The sequence below is a fragment of the Paraburkholderia sp. BL23I1N1 genome, assembly GCF_003610295.1.
GTDB lineage: Bacteria > Pseudomonadota > Gammaproteobacteria > Burkholderiales > Burkholderiaceae > Paraburkholderia.
Window position 1 is genome coordinate 6,942,371 of sequence record NZ_RAPV01000001.1, and the last position, 20,610, is coordinate 6,962,980.

General features: G+C 59.8%; 16 protein-coding genes, 1 tRNA gene and 1 pseudogene. 4 read left to right on the top strand and 14 right to left on the bottom strand.

All coding sequences use genetic code 11. The annotated features are described in order from the left end of the window. The 6 genes from B0G76_RS32370 to B0G76_RS32400 all read right to left on the bottom strand — a co-directional run bounded on the left by B0G76_RS32370 (position 1) and on the right by B0G76_RS32400 (position 9,375). A complete protein-coding gene (locus tag B0G76_RS32370) occupies positions 1-1,263 on the bottom strand; it encodes an ABC transporter permease (RefSeq protein ID WP_120296087.1) in 1,263 nt (420 codons plus the stop codon). A 16-nt stretch (positions 1,264-1,279) separates the two neighbouring features. Next, complete coding sequence (locus tag B0G76_RS32375; RefSeq protein ID WP_409076771.1) at positions 1,280-2,299, bottom strand: ABC transporter substrate-binding protein; 1,020 nt, start codon at positions 2,297-2,299, stop codon at positions 1,280-1,282. A gap of 54 nt (positions 2,300-2,353) precedes the next feature. Then, positions 2,354-3,445 (bottom strand): ABC transporter ATP-binding protein, encoded by a 1,092-nt coding sequence (locus B0G76_RS32380; RefSeq protein WP_120296089.1) that lies wholly within the window; start codon positions 3,443-3,445, stop codon positions 2,354-2,356. A gap of 181 nt (positions 3,446-3,626) precedes the next feature. Further along, the gene (locus tag B0G76_RS32385) at positions 3,627-6,125 is read right to left on the bottom strand and encodes a CoA transferase (protein WP_120296090.1); all 2,499 of its coding nucleotides are present in this window, start codon (positions 6,123-6,125) and stop codon (positions 3,627-3,629) included. Between the two features lie 272 nt (positions 6,126-6,397). Beyond that, entirely contained in the window at positions 6,398-7,303 is a 906-nt protein-coding gene (gcvA, locus tag B0G76_RS32390) for a transcriptional regulator GcvA (protein WP_120296091.1), read from the bottom strand. 551 nt (positions 7,304-7,854) lie between these two features. Next, positions 7,855-9,375 (bottom strand): CoA-acylating methylmalonate-semialdehyde dehydrogenase, encoded by a 1,521-nt coding sequence (locus B0G76_RS32400; protein WP_120296093.1) that lies wholly within the window; start codon positions 9,373-9,375, stop codon positions 7,855-7,857. Between the two features lie 103 nt (positions 9,376-9,478). Between B0G76_RS32400 and B0G76_RS32405 the strand changes: the two genes are divergently transcribed. Further along, positions 9,479-10,405: a LysR family transcriptional regulator gene (locus tag B0G76_RS32405; protein ID WP_120296094.1), complete on the top strand. Its 927-nt coding sequence runs from the start codon at positions 9,479-9,481 to the stop codon at positions 10,403-10,405. A gap of 79 nt (positions 10,406-10,484) precedes the next feature. On the opposite strand, the pseudogene B0G76_RS32410 reads toward B0G76_RS32405, so the two are convergent. After that, positions 10,485-10,709, bottom strand: a pseudogene (locus B0G76_RS32410) (IS66 family transposase); the annotation flags it as partial. Between the two features lie 32 nt (positions 10,710-10,741). Continuing rightward, positions 10,742-10,927, bottom strand: coding sequence for an IS66 family insertion sequence element accessory protein TnpB (tnpB, locus tag B0G76_RS45010; RefSeq protein WP_120296955.1), 186 nt, complete (start codon positions 10,925-10,927; stop codon positions 10,742-10,744). Between tnpB (B0G76_RS45010) and B0G76_RS45015 the strand changes: the two genes are divergently transcribed. The 3 genes from B0G76_RS45015 to B0G76_RS32425 all read left to right on the top strand — a co-directional run bounded on the left by B0G76_RS45015 (position 10,894) and on the right by B0G76_RS32425 (position 14,227). After that, positions 10,894-11,202 carry a DUF5372 family protein gene (locus tag B0G76_RS45015; RefSeq protein ID WP_183082243.1) on the top strand — a complete coding sequence of 103 codons (309 nt, stop codon included), beginning with the start codon at positions 10,894-10,896 and terminating at the stop codon, positions 11,200-11,202. The genes tnpB (B0G76_RS45010) and B0G76_RS45015 overlap by 34 nt on opposite strands. A 180-nt stretch (positions 11,203-11,382) precedes the next feature. Continuing rightward, positions 11,383-11,847 carry a helix-turn-helix domain-containing protein gene (locus B0G76_RS32420; RefSeq protein WP_120296684.1) on the top strand — a complete coding sequence of 155 codons (465 nt, stop codon included), beginning with the start codon at positions 11,383-11,385 and terminating at the stop codon, positions 11,845-11,847. 286 nt (positions 11,848-12,133) lie between these two features. Then, a complete protein-coding gene (locus tag B0G76_RS32425; RefSeq protein ID WP_120294490.1) occupies positions 12,134-14,227 on the top strand; it encodes a recombinase family protein in 2,094 nt (697 codons plus the stop codon). A gap of 31 nt (positions 14,228-14,258) precedes the next feature. Here B0G76_RS32425 and tnpB (B0G76_RS32430) read toward each other — a convergent pair whose 3' ends face one another. The 6 genes from tnpB (B0G76_RS32430) to selA form a co-directional block, all read right to left on the bottom strand. Beyond that, positions 14,259-14,468 carry an IS66 family insertion sequence element accessory protein TnpB gene (gene tnpB, locus B0G76_RS32430; protein WP_120296095.1) on the bottom strand — a complete coding sequence of 70 codons (210 nt, stop codon included), beginning with the start codon at positions 14,466-14,468 and terminating at the stop codon, positions 14,259-14,261. Further along, complete coding sequence (locus tag B0G76_RS32435) at positions 14,444-14,947, bottom strand: transposase (RefSeq protein ID WP_120296096.1); 504 nt, start codon at positions 14,945-14,947, stop codon at positions 14,444-14,446. The genes tnpB (B0G76_RS32430) and B0G76_RS32435 overlap by 25 nt, the downstream gene beginning before the upstream one ends. A 727-nt stretch (positions 14,948-15,674) precedes the next feature. After that, positions 15,675-16,928 carry a site-specific integrase gene (locus tag B0G76_RS32440; RefSeq protein WP_120296956.1) on the bottom strand — a complete coding sequence of 418 codons (1,254 nt, stop codon included), beginning with the start codon at positions 16,926-16,928 and terminating at the stop codon, positions 15,675-15,677. Positions 16,929-17,101: 173 nt separating this feature from the next. Continuing rightward, a tRNA-Sec gene (locus tag B0G76_RS32445) sits at positions 17,102-17,194 on the bottom strand. A gap of 47 nt (positions 17,195-17,241) precedes the next feature. Further along, entirely contained in the window at positions 17,242-19,155 is a 1,914-nt protein-coding gene (gene selB, locus B0G76_RS32450; protein WP_120296097.1) for a selenocysteine-specific translation elongation factor, read from the bottom strand. Next, complete coding sequence (gene selA, locus B0G76_RS32455) at positions 19,152-20,582, bottom strand: L-seryl-tRNA(Sec) selenium transferase (protein WP_120296098.1); 1,431 nt, start codon at positions 20,580-20,582, stop codon at positions 19,152-19,154. Before selA ends, selB begins: the two co-directional genes overlap by 4 nt. Positions 20,583-20,610 lie beyond the last annotated feature (28 nt).

A 20,610-nucleotide genomic window follows, 5' to 3' on the forward strand; every position in this document is an offset into this window, starting at 1 on the left:
CTAGGCCACCTTTATTTCTGTTCCGACGATCTTTCGATAGAGCGCAAAGAGAATCAGCGTCACGAGAAGGAGAACTGCACCGAGCGCGCACGCCATCCCCCAATTCAGCGCCACGTTGGTGAAATATGCGATGTAGTAGCTGACCATCTGATCACCTGCCCCGCCGAGCAGGGCGGGGGTGATGTAGTAGCCCAGTGCAGTAATGAACACCAGCAGACCACCCGCCCCCACGCCAGGAAGCGTCTGCGGCACATAGATTTTCCAGAATGCTCCGAAGGGGTGGCTCCCCAGCGAAATCGCAGCCTTTGTATAGCTTGCCGGGACAGATTTCATCACGCTGTAGAGCGGCAAAATCATGAATGGCAAGAGGATGTGGGTCATGGCGATCAGCACCCCCGTCCTGTTGAACAGGAGCGGCAACGGTTTCGAAATTACGTGCAACGCCATCAACGCCTTGTTGACGAGGCCCTCGCCCTGCAGAATCACGATCCATGCAGAAATGCGAACGAGGATCGATGTCCAGAACGGCAGAAGCACCAGGATCATCACGAGATTCGCCTTGCGAGCTGGCAGAATTGAGATCCAGTAGGCGAGCGGATAACCCAGCAAAAGCGCCGCGAGCGTCACGAATCCGCTGATCTCAAAGGTCCGCATGAACACGGAGCGATATGCCGATGCGCCGTTATCGACCGGCACGATCCGACCATCGGAACTTTCCCGATAGTCGATCGTGGCAAGGAGATACTGGCTTGTGTAACGGGACGACTCGCTGGCTATCGCCCGCCAGTAACTCGCGTCACCCCAGCGTGGATCGATTTCGATCAGGCGTTTCTTCATCTCCTGCGCGGAAATCGCTGCATCGTTATCGCCGAAGGGAAGCGCGCTGGTCGTCCTGTAAAACAACGAGCGGAAACCATCCTTCTGGCCGTTGAGGCGACCGGCCGCGGTGCCCGCATCGTTATTTCCTCCGTTGCTTTCCACGTCGAGCACCAACGCACGGTAAGCGTCATCGGGAACGGGCGACTTGCCATTCCAACGTCTCAATGCCGAGGTCGTTTTCGGCAATGCATCGACCACCTCGGGATTTTGAACCGATCGCGAGATCATCGACGCAACCGGCATCACAAACACCAGCAGAATAAAGATAGCAAGCGGAGCTACCAGCGCAAACGCAACAACTTCCTTGCGGAATTGCACGGCTCGCAGCGACCTCTTGAGCTTACGCGTGTCCCAGCTCTGTTGCTGAGAAGTGATGGTACTCATGCATCCTCCGTTTCCGTTACCTGGCGGCCCACGCTGTAAAGCGTTGCTCAAGCGCATCGCCATGGTCGGTCCAGAATTCGACGCTATTAGGAATAGCTGTGTTACCGTTCTGAGCTGAATTGGGGAGCGCTGCCAGAGTCGCGGCGTCAAGCAATTTAAGCGCCGCTTTGTTGGTTGGGCCATACGGGATTTGCTGCGCGAACGCGGCTTGCGGCTGAGGCTTCAGTACATACGAAATGTATTTTTGGGCCGTATCCTTGTTCTTCGAACCTTTCGGAATAACGAAAAAATCCAGTTCGTAGATACTTTGATCCCAGGCAATGGCGAGATTTTTGTTCCCTTCCCGTTCCGCTGCGTCGATGCGCCCGTTATAAGCAGTCGACATGGCAACATCTCCCGCAATCAGGAACTGCGGAGGCTGAGCGCCAGCTTCCCACCACTGAATATGGGGTTTGAGTTCGTCCATTTTCCTGAACGCCCGCTCGACCCCTGTGGGTGTGCTGAGTACGGTGTAGACATCCTTCGGTGCCACCCCATCCGCCATTAGCGCGAATTCCAGGTTATAGCGGGCCTCCTTCTTCATTCCCCGCTTTCCCGGGAATTTCTTCACATCCCAGAAGTCCTTCCAGCCGTGCGGCGTGCTCCTGCTCAGCGCGGGGTTGTACGCGAGTACGGTCGACCACACAAACGTTCCCGCTGCGCAAGGTGTCGCAGCCCCGGCCATCAGGTCACCCTTGCTGGCGATCTTCGACCAGTCGAGCTTCTCGAAGAGACCATCCTGGCACCCGCGACCGACGTCCGCCGACTCGACCTCTACGACATCCCACGTGACATTCCTGGCCTCGACCATTGCTTTTACCTTCGCCATCTCGCCCGTGTACTGAATGGCGTTCGTCGCAATGCCGCTCTCCTTCGAGAACGGGTCCACCCATGCCGCCTTTTGAGCATTACCGTCTGCCCCGCCGTAGTTGACGGTGGTGAGCGCACCGGCAAAAGCCGCAGTTGACAAGCACGTGAGCACCGCGGCGCAGATCATTTTCGAGTTCGATTTCATTGTCTCCTCCTACTGTGTAATGGAAATTGAAAAACTTCAGTTCAAGATCTTCAGGTGGTCTTCCCGGAACGAAAGGGAAATCCGGTTCCCCGAATGAACGTAGGATTGCCAATCGTTCTCAAGCGAGACTTTCACGAAACACTCGGCTTCTCCGGGACCGCGGCAACGCAGCCGGACATGATCACCAAAATAAATTGCGTCGAGTGTTTCGGTGTGTATGGTATTCGCCCCGGGTGTCAGATGAGATTCAACAGATAGCCGTTCTGGGCGGATAACTGCCGTCGCCTGGTGTCCGACGTCAGCACTCGCCACATTCAGGGCGCGCACCGTCGTCCCATCGGCGAGGCGCAGGTGGCAATAACCACCGTCCCTCGTCACGACAGTGCCCCTCATCCGATTGTTGTCGCCGATGAAATTCGCGACAAAGAGATTTCTCGGCGATTCGTACAGTCGATCCACGGTATCGAGCTGCTGAATCACCCCCTGGTCGAACACGGCGACACGGTCGGACATCGTGAGTGCTTCGCTCTGGTCATGCGTGACGTAGACGAACGTCAGTCCGAGCGTCTCATGCAGCGCCTTCAACTCCAGTTGCATGTGTTCGCGCAACTGTTTGTCGAGCGCACCGAGAGGTTCATCCATCAGCACGAGCTGAGGGTTGAAAACCAGCGCGCGCGCAAGGGCGACGCGCTGCTGCTGGCCACCCGAGAGCTGACTGGGCATCCGTTTGCCCAGCTTCTCCATGCCGACCATTTCGAGCGCCCGCTTTACCTTTGCACCTCGTTCGTCGGCCGGTACTTTCCGAACCTTGAGGGGATATTCCAGATTCTGTGCGACCGTGAGATGGGGAAAGAGCGCATAGTTCTGGAACACCATCCCGATATTGCGTTTATGTGGCGGGACCCGGTTCAGCAGTTGACCATCGAGCCAGATTTCGCCGCCCGTCGGGTACTCGAATCCTGCGAGCATCATCAGGCAAGTCGTTTTCCCCGATCCGGATGGGCCGAGCAAGGTCAGAAACTCGCCTTTCCGGATGTCGAGATTCAGATCTTTGACAACTAGCGTTTCACCATCGTAGGTTTTTTTAACGTGACGGAAGCTCACGAGAGCTTTGGTCTGATCCTGCATGGCTGTCTCCAATATAAAATATTTGTATCCCGCCAAAGCCTCGTACGCTGGGTGTGCTCGCATCGAACAACCCGACGAAACGTCGGCACAACCTTCTCATCACGTGTTGCACACGCTCCTCTGGCACCACGCTTCACGCCGGAATGCTCTGTTCGCCGCACTGCCCTACGTAGAGGCCCGTCTAGCTGGGCAGGTACTCTTCAGACCAGCTATCGCCGACCGCATGTCGCGCTAGCAGCATCTCGATCTCCGCATCGCTATACCCGAACTCGCGCAGAACGGCGTGCGTCGATGCACCGAATTTCTCGGCCGGTGGCAATGCACGAATCCCCGCGTGACGTGGACGAATCGCAAAGGGATCGAGCTGCGTGACACATCGGCCACTCGGATGGTCCGCATAGACGCTGAACGAGTAGCTGCCGTTGTCGATACCGGGACGATCGTCGCAAGGCCTGCTGTAGTGCCGGCGCAGATTGACGATGTTGTCCGGGACCGCCGCGGCAATGTTGGCGGCCTGCAATCGGGTCTGCCATATCTCAGCGGAGGCGGTGTCGAGAGCACACGCGAGAAACTGAGCCGGATCCTCGGCGACGGCGATCCCGTTCAGACCGTCCACCCGATCCAGCTTATCCAGCTCACTTTCGCTGGTATCCACATAAATCCAGTTGTCCGCGGCGCGGAAGAAGCGGGACATCGCGCCAGAGCCGCGCACGTCACGACCGGACGGTTCGTCGAACGGGCGGCGGTCCGCATAGTCGTACGCAAACGGAATCTGCACCAGATTGCCAAGCGCAGCGAGAGAGGTTCTGGCACGCCCCACTTCACCGGTTCTGGCCTTGCGATACAGCGCGGCCGCGACACCCAGTGCAGCCGCGAATCCGCACATGACGTCGATTGTTCCGACGTGAGCATGTTCCTCCGGTGTCTGCATACCACCGCCGAATCGCACCATGATCCCCGTACATGCCTGGATCAGATCGTCGTAGCCGAGATAGTCCGTCCGCGGCCCGCGTCGCGGACCGCCAAAGCAGTCGAGTTGACAGAAGATCACGCCGGGATTGACGGAACGAAGGCTTGCTTCGTCCAGCCCAAGCGGTGCCAGTTGACGATCAGGAGCGTTCATCACGATCACGTCGACAGACCGGGCAACGCGATTGAACACCTCGCGTCCATCCGGGTGATTCAGATCGACGAGCACGCTGCGTTTTCCACGGGCTGAAGACATGCCGAAGACAACGGTATTCCACGGGTCGTAATTCGGCGCGACAGGGTCGAGTTTGATGACATCGGCGCCGAACCGGCCGAGAAACGATGTCGAATGCGGCCCGGCAATCACGTTGGTCAGATCGAGGACGCGCACCCCGTCGAGCCAGCCCTGCGCGCCTGTCTCCGACGGAGGCGGCAGTTCGACGCCCTGCTGCTCATCGAGAATGGCCACCGCGTCCTGAAAAGTCACCGGACAGCGGGACTTCGGCGAAAGCATCGATTCGGCACAGTCTTCGAGCCACGAAACCGGTCCGGGCTGTTTCATCGCGCCGTACTCAAGGTCGTCGACATTCACGACCAGACCGGCAGCATTGGCGTGATCATCGTGCAGCCACTCCTGCATGGTACGGTGTGCTGCTCCGGGAAAGCCGCCTTCGCCAAAGATCTTTTCCCACTCGGCTGCGGTTTTCGTACGGAAGACTTCCGTCATGCGCGCCGAAATGCGCTTTGCCCAATGCTCGGGCAACGGATATACCCCTAACGACGCGTCCCCTTCCCATTCGGAAATCGGCAAGTACGGGTCATCGATCCTCGGCAATCCGGCCGCCAGCATTTCGTCATAGAGTCCCATCGCCTGCAGGCAACGCCGCGCGTGCGACCGATGCGATGGGCACACTGCGTAAAACTTCCGACCATCAGCACACGCGTACGTCCGGTAGAACGGATCGAGATACTCCTGAAGGGCTTCGTACGACAGATCCATCGGAAGATCATTCGAACGCCGTCGCTCAATTTCCTTTTCACGCAGAGTCTTGTATCGCTCGGGATAGTCCTCAATATGAATCGAATTGTAGGAGAGCCCCTCCATCACTGCCGAAGCCAGAGGAACTTCAATTTCATCCCCCACTCCGGTGTGCTGCCGCGCCTGCAATGCCAGCGCGACTGCGGAGACTGCCAGCATGGTGCCGTAGGCGGACGCAAGCGGCAAAGGCGAGAAACTTGGATTGATTCCCATCAGTACGCGGTTCTGCCCCATGTCCGAGAACACGCCCGAAGCGGAAGCGATAATCGGCTCGAAGGCCCGCCATTCGCGACGCAGCTGGTCGCTACTGGCGAAACCCGGCATTGAAAGTGTGATCAACTGCGGGCGTTCTTCGCGCAGCTTCGCGAAATCGAGGCCCAGTCGCGCCAGCACGCCAGGCCGGAAATTTTCAATAACGATGTCCGCACGTCGGACGAGACACTTGGCTTCTTCCAGCCCCTTCTCGGCCTTCAGGTCGAGCCGCATGCAATACTTGTTGCGGTTCAGTACCGCATTCGCCGGGCTATCCCAGAGCGGCCCAGCAGGCGGGTCGACATGAATAACGGTGGCGCCAAGGTCCGCGAGGATCATGGCGACAGCCGGACCTGCAATGTACTGGCCGAAATCGATAACTTTCACGCCGCTAAACGGCAATTGCTTGTTCTTTCCCATAATCTAGCGAGTCGCCTCCAAACTGGTCGCATCGCGCGACCTTCCATCATCGTGTTGTGGGTAAACCCCATGACTGCCAACCGTACGCGTTGAGATGCGTGTTGGACGGCGATCAAACTGGATGGAGGCAACTTTCGGCCAGAAGCCGTAGTGGGTAAAGCAATAAAAATAATGATGGTGGGTCTATTTTTTTTATGGCTGATGCAATCGAGGAGGAGAACAGCGGGCCGCGGCATCGCGCTCTGCCCCGGATACGCGAGCCCGCCCCGAAGTCAGTGTCGCGCGTGCGCTTCCTGCGCCTGTGCGCTTAACCATGCGACGAAAGCAGCCGCATGAGGGTTAACAATGCTGTGCTGGGAGTAGACCAGGTAGAACGCCTCACTAGTAGGAAGGCGGGGTTTTAGCGGCGCGATCAGTTGTCCGGAAACCAGCATGTGTTCAACGAGAGATGACCGGGCGAGTGCAACGCCCTGGCCGAGTTCGGCGAACTTGAGTGCAGAAATCAGCGTATCGAACTGCATCCCCTTCGACGAGTCAATTTTTGACGCACCGGCTTTTTTGAGCCAGTAGCCCCACCCCTCCTCGTAGCCCAGCACGTGGAGAAGTTCGTGATGCGCGAGATCCTTCGGCGAGGAGAGAGGCGCTTTGGGAGAAGGCAACCCGGGAGCGCACACGGGCAGCAGCGTGTCCCAGGTCAGTCGCTCGGCACGCAGGCCGGTCCATTTCCCATGGCCGTAGCGGATCTCCAGATCGGCCTCGACATCGGTGACACTGCTATCGCCTCCCCAGATATTGCTCGTGATGCGCAGATTGACATTCGGATACCGCTCGCGGAAATCCGGCAGTCGCCATGAGAGCCAGTGCGTGAAAAACACGAGGCTGACGCGCACGGTCAGTATTTTCAGGTGGCCTTGCCCGAAAATTTCGTCTGTGGCGGCAGCGAGGCGCTCGATCGCTTCGTGGACGACCGGCAGATATGCGAGTCCCGCCTCGGTCAATTCGATGCCGCGCGGCAGGCGCTTGAACAATGCCGTGCCAAGCTGAGATTCGAGTCCCTTCACCTGCTGGCTCACGGCCGCCTGGGTGAGATTCAACTCGGTCGCAGCGTGAGTGAAGCTTAGGTGTCGGGCCGACGACTCAAACGCACGCAGCCAATTGAGCGGTGGAAGTCGTTTCATCTTGCGAATCGCGATAGCGGAGCGGGAGGCGACTGGAAATGTCGGTATTCTATTGCGCCGGTGCTCTCCGAGTCGCGCGGTGGACGAACTTGCATGTGACAACGTGAGTATCGATAGGTCACATACCTGCTGTACCTGCGGCCCCGATTATGGCACGTCCATGGCATGACACGGAGTTTCGATATAACGAATGGTCGGGTCAATGGCGATCAAGATCTGTTTGCGCGAACGAAACGCGACCGATACAAATCCGATGCAGAGTTCGAGTGTGAACGGCAGAACCAGCTCTCCGAATGGAAGCCAGACTCCAACCGCGGTCGTGTATGGCCGGCAGAAACCCAAACCATATCCTTCCGCCAACTTGCAAAAGCAGGCTGTCTCATCGACTGAAGAGAGCAGCCTGCCCCGAGCCCCAGGCCAATTTGATTCGGGGAGTGGCAGACCGTAGCGCTGCCACTCCCAACTCGCTCTGTTCGAGGCCGCAGAGCCCGGTAGTCGCTGCAGGGCGAGTACTCGCAACGACGTTCCATGCGCCGGGACATGCACCTTGCCTATTTGGCGGTCGGCATCGCGAATTCAGCGCCCTTGTCAATGCTCGATGACCAGCGCTGCATGACCGACTTCTGCCGCGTATAGAAGCGCACGCCTTCCTCGCCGTAAGCATGCATATCGCCAAACAGACTTTTCTTCCAGCCGCCGAAGCCGTGCCATGCCATAGGCACGGGAATCGGCACGTTAATGCCAACCATGCCGACCTGAATGCGTCGCGCGAATTCGCGGGCGATGCCGCCGTCGCTGGTGTAGCAGGACACGCCGTTCCCGAACTCATGCGCGTTTATAAGGCTCACCGCCTCACCAAAATCCTTCACACGAACGCATGCCAATACCGGTCCAAAAATTTCTTCCCTGTAGATACGCATGTCCGCCGTCACGTGGTCGAATAGTGTACCGCCGGTAAAGAAACCCTTCTCGCGGCCCGGCACGCAAATGCCGCGTCCGTCGACGACCAGCTGCGCGCCTTCCTTCACGCCCTGCTCGATGTACCCCTCGATGCGCTGCAGCGCATCGCCGGTGACGATCGGCCCCATTTCGACTTCAGGCGACATGCCGTCACCGATTACGAGGTTCCGCGCACGCTCAGCCAGTGCGGGCACGATGCGATCGGCGACGTCGCCGACCAGCACCGCGACGCTGATCGCCATGCAGCGCTCGCCGGCTGAACCATAGGCAGCGCCGATCAGGGCATCGACCGCCTGATCGAGATTGGCGTCGGGCATCACGACGAGGTGATTCTTGGCGCCACCGAGCGCCTGAACGCGCTTGCCGTGCTGCACACCGCGCTGCTGCACGTAAGCGGCGATCGGCGTCGAACCAACGAAGCTGACGGCCTGCACGTCCGGATGGTCGAGCAGTGCGTCGACCGCCAGCTTGCCGCCCTGAACAACGTTGAACACGCCGGCGGGCAAGCCAGCCTGGGTCAGCAGATCCGCAATGAACAGCGCGGCCGACGGATCGCGCTCGCTCGGCTTCAGCACGAACGTATTACCCGCCGCGATTGCGACCGGGAACATCCAGCACGGCACCATGCATGGAAAGTTGAACGGTGTGATGCCTGCCACGACGCCGAGCGGCTGACGCATCGTCCAGTTGTCCATGCCGGTGCTGACCTGATCGGTGTAGTCGCCCTTGAGCAGTTGCGGAATCCCGCACGCAAACTCGACGATATCAATGCCACGCGCGACTTCACCTTGCGCGTCGGAGAACACCTTGCCATGCTCGGCGGTGATGATCACCGCAAGCGTGTCGCAATGCTCGTTCATCAGTTGCAGGAAACGATGCATCACGCGCGCGCGTCGGATCGGCGGCGTATTTGACCACGCAGGAAAGGCGGCTTGCGCTGCGGCAACCGCCTGCTGCACTTCGTCTTCGTCGGCGAGCGCGACGCGCCGCGCGGCGTGGCCGGCCGCGGGATTGAACACGTCCTGGAAGCGGCCGCTGCGGCCAGGCAGTCGTTCGCCGTTGATGTAATGGCCGATGTCGTCGGTCGAAGTGAAGGCGGATACTGGATTCATCGCGTCGTCTCCTGATAGGGAAGACCCCAGTCTAGGCAAACGACGCGGGGAGGAGAAGACCGATACGATTGATTCACTGTTCAGAATACTGAATAATCACCGGATGAATCCACAAAATGTCCAGGCGCTTTGGCCGCACATCCATTCGCTGACGGTGCTCGCCATGACCGGGAGTTTCACGGCCGCCGCGCAGCGGCTAGGCATCAGTAAGGCTGCGATGAGCCAGCGCATCGCCGATCTCGAGGAGGCCGCCGGCGTGCCGCTCGTGCGTCGGACGACGCGCAGCATGCTGCTCACAGAAGCAGGGCAGACGCTCGTCGACAGTACACGCGAGGCCTACGAGACGATCGAGGTAAACTTCGCGCGCGTGAAGGATCTGGCCGGCGAGCCGCGCGGCCTCGTGCGCGTCACAGCGCCCGTCGCGCTCGGCCGGCAGCAGATCGTGCCATTGCTGCCGGCGTTCATCGAGCGATACCCCGGGGTGCGGATCGAGCTGGAGCTGTCGGACCGGCTGTTTTCGCTGTCCCAGGAGGGCTTCGACGTCGCGATTCGTCATACAACGACCGCGCCGCAGACACACGTGGCCTGGACGTTGTGCGAGACGCGCTCGCTGCTCGTCGCGAGCCAGGAGTATCTGGCGCGGCGCGGTACGCCCGAACATCCGAACGCGCTCGTCAATCACGACTGCCTGTGCTATCTACGCGGCAACGAGCCGACAGCATGGAGCTTCGAGCCGCGCGACCGGCGGAAAAGCCGGGTCAGCGTGCCGGTGCACGGCTGCTTCGCGGCGAACAACAGCGAGGCGATGCGGGAAGCTGCGCTCGGCGGGCTCGGGATCGCGCTGCTGCCTGATTTCAGCGCGCAGCGCGACATCGATGCCGGCAATCTCGTACCGCTGCTCGGCGCGTGGCATCCGTCGGGCGCTTTCGGCGATCGTATCTTCGCGATCCGGCCATACAGCCCGATCGTGCCGAGCGCGGTGCGCGCACTGGTGAAGTATCTACGCGAGCGATTATCCGGAGGATTTTAGTTGCCTTGGACAGGCACCCATTTATCAGCACTACGCCGAAGTCGGCGAGAGAATTCACGACGACTGGAATCCGCGCCCCGTCATGACAAGCCGAGCGTGCTTCTGCCTCGTTAAACAAACCGAGTTGGTCAGTCGCACGCGCCTCGCTCGACGCGCCGAACAACTCGTGTTTATAGGCACGTAGGCGCTCCTCTGCCAGGTCACGCTCAGCCTTCGCCAGCCGAAGCACGCCACGCAGTGCGTCGCGCTCGGCGAGAAGCGCCTGATACTCTTCGGCACTGAGTGTGACGACGTCGTTCGGCATGGCCAGTTAGACCTTCCAGATGCACCGGGCGTTCAGCCGATCCGTTCGTAAAACCGGCGTGGATGCTTCTGGATAACGGCCAGGTCGATGCCGTCGAGCAACCAGTGCAATTGTTCGACCGTCAGAGAGATAGTCTCGGTGCCCGATGGCCAGGTGAAGCGATCCGCTTCGAGTCGTTTGTAACATACCTCGAAATACAGGCTCTGGGGCTGCCACAGAACATCTTGTCCGCGTTACTCACCCGTTCCACCCGCTCAGCGGGCGGCAACTTCTTTGTGTCGGTGAGCGCTATAACCGGTCTGGCCGACGTCTTCTGCTGCGCATCGACGACAAGAGTTATTGCTCCGTACCGCCGAAGTGGACCGATATGAGCGAGCCTGATCCCGAGATCTCTGTGGGACGAGAGCGCGCGTTGTTCACGGTCAGCGACTTGATGGATCTTGCGCTACTCGTGAGACGTCTTTCGTGCAGGCGTGCCGGGATCGGTACTTGACCGTAAAGAGATTTTTGCCGCAAATGTAAGATAATTAACGCCGCTGGACTCTAAGCCGCGTCTCAAATTGTGAACATAAAGCGGCTTTAATTATGGTTAAAACTGAACGTCCTTGAGCTTGACAAAGCCTGTGTCGCGGCATATTTTAATTACATTGAAATGCAACCATTTGGAGTGAATGTGCCGCCCAGTGAACGCAAGCGCTCGAAGACGGATGTCCTCGCGGAGGACGGCACGCTGAATCCAACGCCGTCGAACGTTCTCGATGCCAAGTTCCACGAGGGTGGATTCTTCGATCCCCATGACGCCGTGCAGGTCAAATATGAGATGTTGCGTCGCGTCTCTGTCGAGAAGGCCTCCATAACGCAGATCTCCGATGAATATGGTGTTTCGCGGCCAACCTTCTATCAGGCGCGAACGGACTTCGAGCAAGGAGGAATTGCAGGGCTGGTTCCGAGGAAACGAGGGCCGCATGGTCCGCACAAGATCCAGGGCGAGGTGTTGGCGTTCCTCAAGTTACAACACACGCCCGGAGAACCACTTCGGGCGCGCGAACTGGCAAAGCTGGTTCGCAAAGAATTTGGTCTGGATGTACACCCGAGAACGATCGAGCGAGCGTTCGGTGTAAAAAAAACGGTGGAATAGCGGGATGCTGTGCCTGGCCGTCGACCGTGTCGGCGCCGATCGCCGCGCAATACGAGGTGATGCGTTCCGCTGCTCTTGGCCAGGCCTTGCCTGTAGAAGCCCGGCGCGGACTCAGCGTCTTCCTTACGCGAGGGATGTGGGCGTGGGCACGCATGATGGTTCCGGGGCGTGCGCCGCCCGAACCAAATGTTACTCGGTCATCGCCGAACGCTCAGCCCATCGAGCGTCAAGGCTTTATCTACGTACTTGCAGGCATGGCTGTGACGGTCAATGAGCGGAGAACACCATGAACGCGTCCCTTAAAGTTCAGCCTCACCACCTCGAACGGAGCGCTTACATCTACGTCCGGCAGTCGTCGATGCGGCAAGTTCTCGAGAACGTCGAGAGCACAAAGCGACAATATGCCCTGCGTGGACGTGCGACGGCGCTCGGCTGGCGTGACGAGCAGATCGTCACCATCGATAGCGACCAAGGGGAGTCTGGAGCATCGGCATCCTGGCGGGAGGGGTTTCAACGATTGGTCACTGACGTGGGCATGGGCCGCGCAGGCATCGTCATGGGCCTGGAGGTGTCGCGCCTGGCCCGAAACAATGCTGACTGGCATCGACTTCTGGAAATCTGCGCGCTCGCTGATACGCTGATTCTCGACGAAGACGGGATATACGATCCAGCAAGCTTCAATGACCGGCTCCTGCTTGGGCTCAAAGGAACAATGAGTGAAGCGGAGCTTCATGTTCTCAAAGCGCGCCTACGAGGCGGCATTCTAAACAAGGTGAATCGAGGCGAGTATCGGTGCGTGCTACCGACCGGCTTCGTATATGACGACCTTGGCAACGTAGTGCTTGACCCAGATTCCCAGGTCCGGGAGACCATCACATACTTCTTTGAGACGTTCTTGCGAGTCGGCTCTGCCAGCCAGACAGTCAAGGTCTTCAAAAAGGAGGGCCTCCTGTTTCCATCCCGTATGCGCAACGCGAAGTTCCTGGTCTTCCAGCACCTCACTGCGTCGACGGCACTTCGCATGTTGAACAATCCGCGCTACGCAGGCGCTTACGCCTACGGCCGGAGGCACTATCGCAAACTCGCAGACGGGCGGAAAGTGCCAAGAAAGCGTGATCGCAATGACTGGCTTGCTTGCATTCCGGACGCCCATCCTGGATACATTACCTGGGAGCGGTATGAGCAGAACCTTGCTGTTCTGGAGACGAATGGTCGCGGGTATAAAGTCGCGCGGTCGTCGCCACCTCGCGAGGGAGCTGCTCTTCTGCAGGGCCGCGCCGTTTGCGGACGTTGTGGCCGGTATCTCCGGCTCCGATACGCCACGCGACGCGGACGACAGGAAGCCTGGTATGTCTGCGATCGAGCACAAGGCGCTCGTGGCGAACCTACCTGTCAGTCAATTGCCGGAGCGCCGATTGATGAAGCAGTTGGCGCATTGATCGTCGCGTCGATGACTCCGGCTGCCGTTGAGTTGGCATGGGAGATACGCAGGGAAATCGAAGCGCGTCACGATGAAGCCGATCGATTACGCCTGCGCGCTATCGAACGCGCCCGGTTCGATGCAGATCTTGCGCAACGACGCTTCATGCTGGTCGACCCAAGCAACCGACTGGTTGCCGACACACTGGAGCACGAATGGAACGACAAGCTGCGCATATTGGCCGACGCGAGAGAACAAAGGGAGCGTAGCCAGCAGCAGGAGCGTCTTATACTCGACGATGCGATCCGCGACCGGCTCATCGCAATGACAGCGGACTTCAAAACACTGTGGCGTGATTCATCGTTGGCGAATCGAGAGCGAAAGCGGCTGCTAGCCTACATCGTCGAGGACATCACACTGGTCAAACTTCCAGACGAAGGGACAACAAAGATTCACGTTCGCTTCAAGGCCGGCAAGACTGAAACGCTCACGGCACAGAATCCAAAAACATCTGCACAACAGGTCAAAACTCAGCCAGAGGTCCTCGAGCTCATCGACAAGCTTCTCGATGACCATACATGCTCTCAGATTGCGCAGCTCCTTAATGATCGGGGCATCCGTCCCGGCGGTTGCGTCCGTCCAGGTAAGAGCAACATTCGGTTCGACGCTCTGCGCGTCTCATACATCGCACAGCGGAACGGACTTCGATCCCGCCGCGAAAGACTGCGCGACCGCGGCATGCTCACAAAACTGGAGGCTGCGGCTCGACTCGGCATCCACGAAGCAACCCTCACCAGGTGGGTCGAATACGGCCTTGTCAAACGACACGCCTATAACGATTATGCGTTCCTCTATGAAGTCCCGGATTCCCAGCCGCCTGTGAAGCACAGCAGCAGATGGGATCGACTCACTGACCGCGCGACAGCGGCGCGAGGGAGCGCGGCATCCAAAACCTTCTGATCCGAGAAAAGGAGTTGTAGTATGAACCCAGTTAGTTGAGCAGCAACCAGAAGCCGTTGCCGCCCCAGCCGAGTATCTTGATGCGATCGCGGCGCCGGTTGCCGAATACAAACAGCGCCGAGACCATCGGATTCAGGCGCATTGCCTGCTCGACCAGGATCGAAAGTCCGTTGATACCGACACGGAAATCGACCGGCTCGCGATATAGGTACGCCTTCAACCCTTCGTCGAACCGGAGCACGGCAGCCTCCCGAGCATCTGGACGATCCTCTCCAACTCCTCCACGGCTGCGTGGCCAACCTCGAAACGAACGCCGTTTGGCAATACAACGCTCAACATGAACGTCGCGGCTGGTTTGACTGGTGCCGGCGGCAGTAAAGGAGTCTCGAGCCGGACGAAGGCCAGCTCATCCGACGGCGCGACGGCAGCGATCTCGGTCTGGGCATGACGGCCAGGCTCACTCGCGAGCCCGGCAACTCCGACGCGGCCCTGCTCGCGCTGGTACTGCGAAATCCAGGTCCGCACGAGGTTCGGATTAATACCGTGATCCATCGCAGTGCGCGCTATCGATACGCCGGGCTTGAGACATTCCAGTATCAGCTCGCGCTTCGCGCTCTCATCGTATTTACGCCGCCCGTCGCGCTTCGAACCAACTACCAGACGGCCCTGCAACCCCTCTTCCTGTTCGCTCATGTGCACCTGTCCACGTTCGTTGAACATGGACAGGTAGCCCTACTCTGTGACCTAATGAAGTTTCACGCGCAACGGCGCACCCATGGAATCACTCCCGCTGACAGCAGAGGCAACAACTCCACCGGCAACATAAAATCCCGTCCCCAATCAACCCAGCGCGCTTTCAGTGCGCCAAGTACCACCCTCTCAGACGCGCGGTTGCATTAGATCCTCGTAGAAGGCACCGAAGGGTCGCGTCTTGTGACGAATGTGCATCTCGAGAAGCCTCGCTTTGACGAAGGAATATGAAACCGAATCCTTCCGATTTTTATCGGGTAGCCAACCAGCGTGATCAGTGAAATCCGTGCGACAGAGCACCCAAACCGAAGACTCTCCGCAGCCCCGACAGTCTCGCGAAAATGATTGAACCGCCACCGGGCCCTCGCCCACTGACTCCACGGGCAGGACAGGCTCAGCCGATTCCCCTGCGTACCCAGAACTTCCATCGCGTTCCCGATACTGGAGTGGCCTAAAAGTGGCACTATTCTGGAAGCTAACGAAAAAGGCCTTACAAGCATTGCTTGTAAGGCCTTGATTTCTTTGGTCGGGGCGAAAGGATTTGAACCTCCGACCACCTGCACCCCATTCAACAATTCCACTTAGCAGTACGCATCGAAAAGTCCTTTGCATGCGTACCCGTTCCCGTCATCAATGCCCAATGAGCGATGGCAACGCATCCATCGAACGATCCTGATTTCTCAACGTACACTGACAACTATGCAGCGAACGCTTGCGGTACAGCCGACGCCGTTGACGCAGTTTTCTCCTGCTCGTTGCCGCAGTACCTTCCCCAGTCCTCCATCATCAGCCGCCGACGCTCAAGCTGGTCGCGACGCCGGTAAGCCGCCACCGTCTGCGAAACGATGACGTGAGCCAGGGCTTCTTCCGCTAGCGAATCCGGGTATTCCGTGCATTCGGCCACCCAGTCGCGGAACGTTGACCGGAAACCATGTACAGTGATTCCCCGGCGCGACATGCGTCTCAGGAGGGTCAGCATCGCCATATTCGACAATGGACGGCCTTCCTTGCAACCCGGGAAGAGATATTCGTATTTCGCCTTGGGCAACGCGCTGCGCACAATCTCCATGGCCCGCTCACAGAGCGGCACGCGAAGCGGCCGACCACTTTTCGTACGGTCGCCGGGAATTGACCAGACGCGGCTGTCCAGATCAAATTCCTCTGGCCGCGCAAAGCGCACCTCGTTCGTGCGGGTTGCCGTGAGGATGAGCAGGTGCAGAACCCGTGCCGCGCGCCGGGGACGTTGCTCAAGTTCGCGCACAAAACCCGGGATATCTTCCCATGGCAGCGCCGGGTGGTGTCTTACCTGCGAGCGCTTCTTCGACCGCGGCAACACGAGTTGCAGATGGTCAACGTACCGTGCCGGGTTGCTGCCGGTGCGATGGCCCAACACAGTCTCTGCGTCGAGGATGGCCTTGATGCGGCCGCGCACGCGGCGCGCAGTCTCCGCCTTTTTCGTCCAGATCGGCTGGAGAATCCGTACGATCATCGCGGTGTCGATGTCGCGCACCCGGACTTCGCCGATCACCGGATATGCGTACGTGCTGAGTGTGTTGCGCCACTGCTGCACATGCTTGCCGTTTCGCCAATGAGGTTCCTGCACACGGACAAACGCTTCGGCCGCCTCACGGAATGTCAGGTTGGCATCCGACGAGATATCGAGCAACTGTCTACGCTGTTGCTCACGCCGCGCGAGGATAGGATCAATCAGGTCCCTCACCATGTCACGGTATCCGGCGGCGAGTTTGCGCGCCTCGCCAAGCGAGACGCGCGAAAGAGGTCCGAGGCCCATCTCCCGCACGCGCCCGCCAAGCTTGAACCGGAACACCCACGAACGCGCGCCACTGTCCGCGATCTGCATGTAGAGACCGCCGCCGTCAGAGTAATGGCCCGGGGTCACCTCCTTCGCGACCCGCAATGCGCTGAGCCGGTGCAACTGTCGTCCTGCCATGTTGCCCTCCATTCCTACCCACAAAACCCATTCCGCTACCCATACTTCGTGCGGAAATTGTGCGGGACGGAGCGGAATGACGCAAGCACGCCGCTACCCACAAAATCACGCAAAATCATGGGGTTACGGGTGATTCCGGGAAACTGTGTGACTGCGCGGGAAGCCTTACCGGGCGGAAGGCAGCCGGAGTCGAACCGACCTGAGAGCGTCTGACGCCCTCAACTGGGTTTGAAGCCCAGCCGTACCACCGGATACGAATGCCTTCCTACGGTGATTGAACTACTCAAACTACGCATTGCAACCCAAACGCCGATCAAAGCAGTTCGAGCCAACGACTATCCGTGCGCATCAGGTGCAGGCCACGGTGGAAGCGAGTATATCCAACGCGGTCGAAGAACTCCAAAAGCTGAATCGCGCGCTTTCGGCCAAGGCCGGTGACATCGCGAAACGGTGCCGCCGCTACCGTACCCGCATTCTTTCGCGCTTCGGCACCTGCAATCAAGGCCAGTTCGCGAATCACCTCATGGTGATAAAAGAGGTCGCGCACGACCTGAAAAAGCTCGCCCTGCCGCGCGAGCTTGCGCAGCAACTGCCGCACGCGGTCTTCGGGTACGCCCTGCGCGTTTGCCAGATCACGCACCCAGGGCGGATCGAAACGTCCTTCTTTCAGCGCCGGGAGCAGCGCCGCCGCGAGTGCACGATCGGCGTCGTCGAGCGTTACCGCGTGGTCCGGCAAATGCAGCCACGGCCCGCGTCTGACGATCTCACCGCGCGCCGCCACGTCGTCGACCAGCGCGCGCCATACAGCATCGTCAACGAGTGGCGCCGCGATCCTCCGTAAGCGCGATACATCGGGGCCCAGTTCGTCGGGTGAGCGCTCGTGGTATTGCTTTAGCATCGTAGTCAGCCGCGTATTCAGTGCTCGCCATGACGCATCGGCGATCAACAACGCGTCATGACCGGGAAGCTCCACAACGCGCGTGTCGGGCGGCAACTCGAGCACGGCCGCCTGCCTGCCCGTCAGCCTTTCCAGCAACGCACGGGACAACCCAAACGGAGCCCTCGCCAGAAGCAATTCCAATGCGCCGCTGTCGAGCAGGGTCTGAATCGTATCGAGCCACGCGAGCCGCTCAGTTGAGCGACGCTTACGCGAAGGCGCAAATGGGTCAAGCACATGACCGCCACCAACCGTGCGATCGGCTTGCGCATTGCGCACGACAAAGCGGTCGCCAGGAAGCGCACACACCGGCCGTTCGAATACAAGTTGCACGCGCGCCGATTGACCTGCCGCGAGCGTCTCGCCATCGAGCAACGCGACGTGCGCAACCTGATGCTGCGTGCCCAGATGCACATGCAGCGGCGCCCAATGCTCCAGTGTCAACGGTGCATCGGCGAGCAGCGTCAACATGACGTCGATGCGTTCCGAGGCTTGCGACAGACGCGGATCGACGATCCAGTCGCCGCGATCGATTGCGCTCTTCTCAATGCCCGCAAGATTCAAAGCGCAACGCTCGCCTGCCCGCCCGGTCTCTGCCGGACGATTCTGCGCATGAATACTGCGCACACGCACCGGCTGATTTTTCGGCGCGAGCAGCATGGTCTCACCTACCGCCACGCGTCCCGACGCCACGGTCCCCGTCACGATCGTGCCCTGGCCCGCCAGCGTGAAGACCCGGTCGACCGCGAGACGGAACAGGCCGTCGTCGCGCTTCATGTGCCACGCTGCTGCCGCTGCGTGCAAATGCGCCTTCAGCACCGCCACGCCAGGATCGTCGTCATTTAGGGCGTTGGTATTGAACACCGGCGCGTCCTGCAGTACGCTGCCGCTCAGAAACGCTGCGACCTCGTCATGCACCTGCTTCAGCCGCTCGGCATCAACGCGGTCTATCTTGGTCAGCGCTATCGCGCCGTGCCTGATGCCGAGCAATTCCACAATCGCCAGATGTTCGCGCGTTTGCGGCATCACGCCGTCGTCGGCAGCGATCACGAGCAGCGCGAAATCAATCCCGCTTGCGCCCGCGGTCATCGTATGGACGAGTTTTTCGTGGCCCGGCACGTCGATCAGACCGAGCACGTCGCCGTTATCGAGCGGTACGTACGCATAGCCCAGTTCGATCGAAATACCGCGCGCCTTTTCTTCCTTGAGACGATCTGTATCGACGCCCGTCAGCGCTCTCACCAGACTCGTTTTGCCGTGGTCGATATGCCCCGCCGTACCTACGATCATGCGTGCATGCCCTTCAGTTGCTCGATCAACTGCGCTTCGTCAGCGGCTTCGATACAGCGCAGATCGAGACGCAACGCATCGTCTGCAATACGTCCGATGACCGGCCGCGCCATCTCACGCAAGCGCTTCTCAAGCGCGAGCAATTGACGTCCGCCGCGCTTGCCATCGGCAGTCCTGATGACCAGGCCGTAACTCGGCAACACGTCACCGGGCAACGCGCCGCTGCCAATCTGGCTGAACATGGGCTCGGCCACCACGGCGTAGCGTTCGCCGGCCGCGCGCTGCAGCGCAGGCTGTACCCGCTCCGCAGTGAGCCGGATATCCTCGCTCGGGCGCGTGAGCAAGCGCAGCGTGATCAGCCGTTCCGCGAGTTTCTCCGGCGCACGATACATCTGCAGAACGGGCTCCAGTGCCGCAAGCGTCAGTTTGCCGACCCGCAGCGCGCGCTTGAGGGGATGCTTCTTGATCCTGGCGATCAGATCGCGCCGGCCGACGATCAAACCGGCTTGCGGGCCGCCGAGCAATTTGTCGCCGCTGAACGTGACAAGATCGGCACCGGCTTCGATGGTTTCGCGCACCGTCGTCTCGCGTGGCAAGCCCCATTGCGTCAGATCGACCAGCGTGCCGCTGCCGAGGTCCACGGCAACGGCGATCCCGCGCGCGTGGGCGAGCGGTGCGAGGGCATCGACCCCGACCTCCTTGGTGAATCCGCTGATCGCATAGTTACTCGCATGGACTTTCATCAACAGCGCGGTTTGCGGGCCGATGGCTTCGCCGTAGTCCTTCAGATGCGTACGATTGGTTGTGCCGACTTCGCGCAGCTTCGCGCCCGCACGGCTCATGATGTCGGGAATGCGAAACGCGCCGCCGATTTCAACCAACTCGCCCCGCGACACAATCACTTCTCTCTTCGAGGCCAACGCGGACAACGTGAGCAACACGGCGGCGGCATTGTTATTGACTACGGTCGCCGCTTCGGCGCCGGTCAATTCGCAGATGAGCCCGTCGATCAGATCGTCGCGGTCACCGCGCTTGCCCGTGCCGAGATCGAACTCGAGGTTGACCGGTTGCGTGAGCGCCTTCATGACGGCTTGCACCGCTTCGTCCGGCAGCAAGGCGCGGCCGAGGTTGGTATGCAGCACGGTGCCGGTCATATTGAAGACGCTGCGCAAACGGGCCGCGTTGCGCCGGCGCAGCGCAGCTTCGACCGTTACCTGCAGTTGCGCGACATCGAGCGCGCTCACCGGTGCCTCGCCGGACTGTGCGCTGGCACGCCAGGTGTCGAGCGCGTGACGCAAGGCGTTCAACACCTGCGTGCGGCCGAACTCGCTCAGCAGCGCCGCGAATTCGGCCGACGCCATCACCTTTTCCACCGACGGCACACGCGCCATCAGCGCGCGCAATTCAGAGCCGGTTACATCGCTCACGAGGTTATCCCTTTTCTTCTGTCGTGCT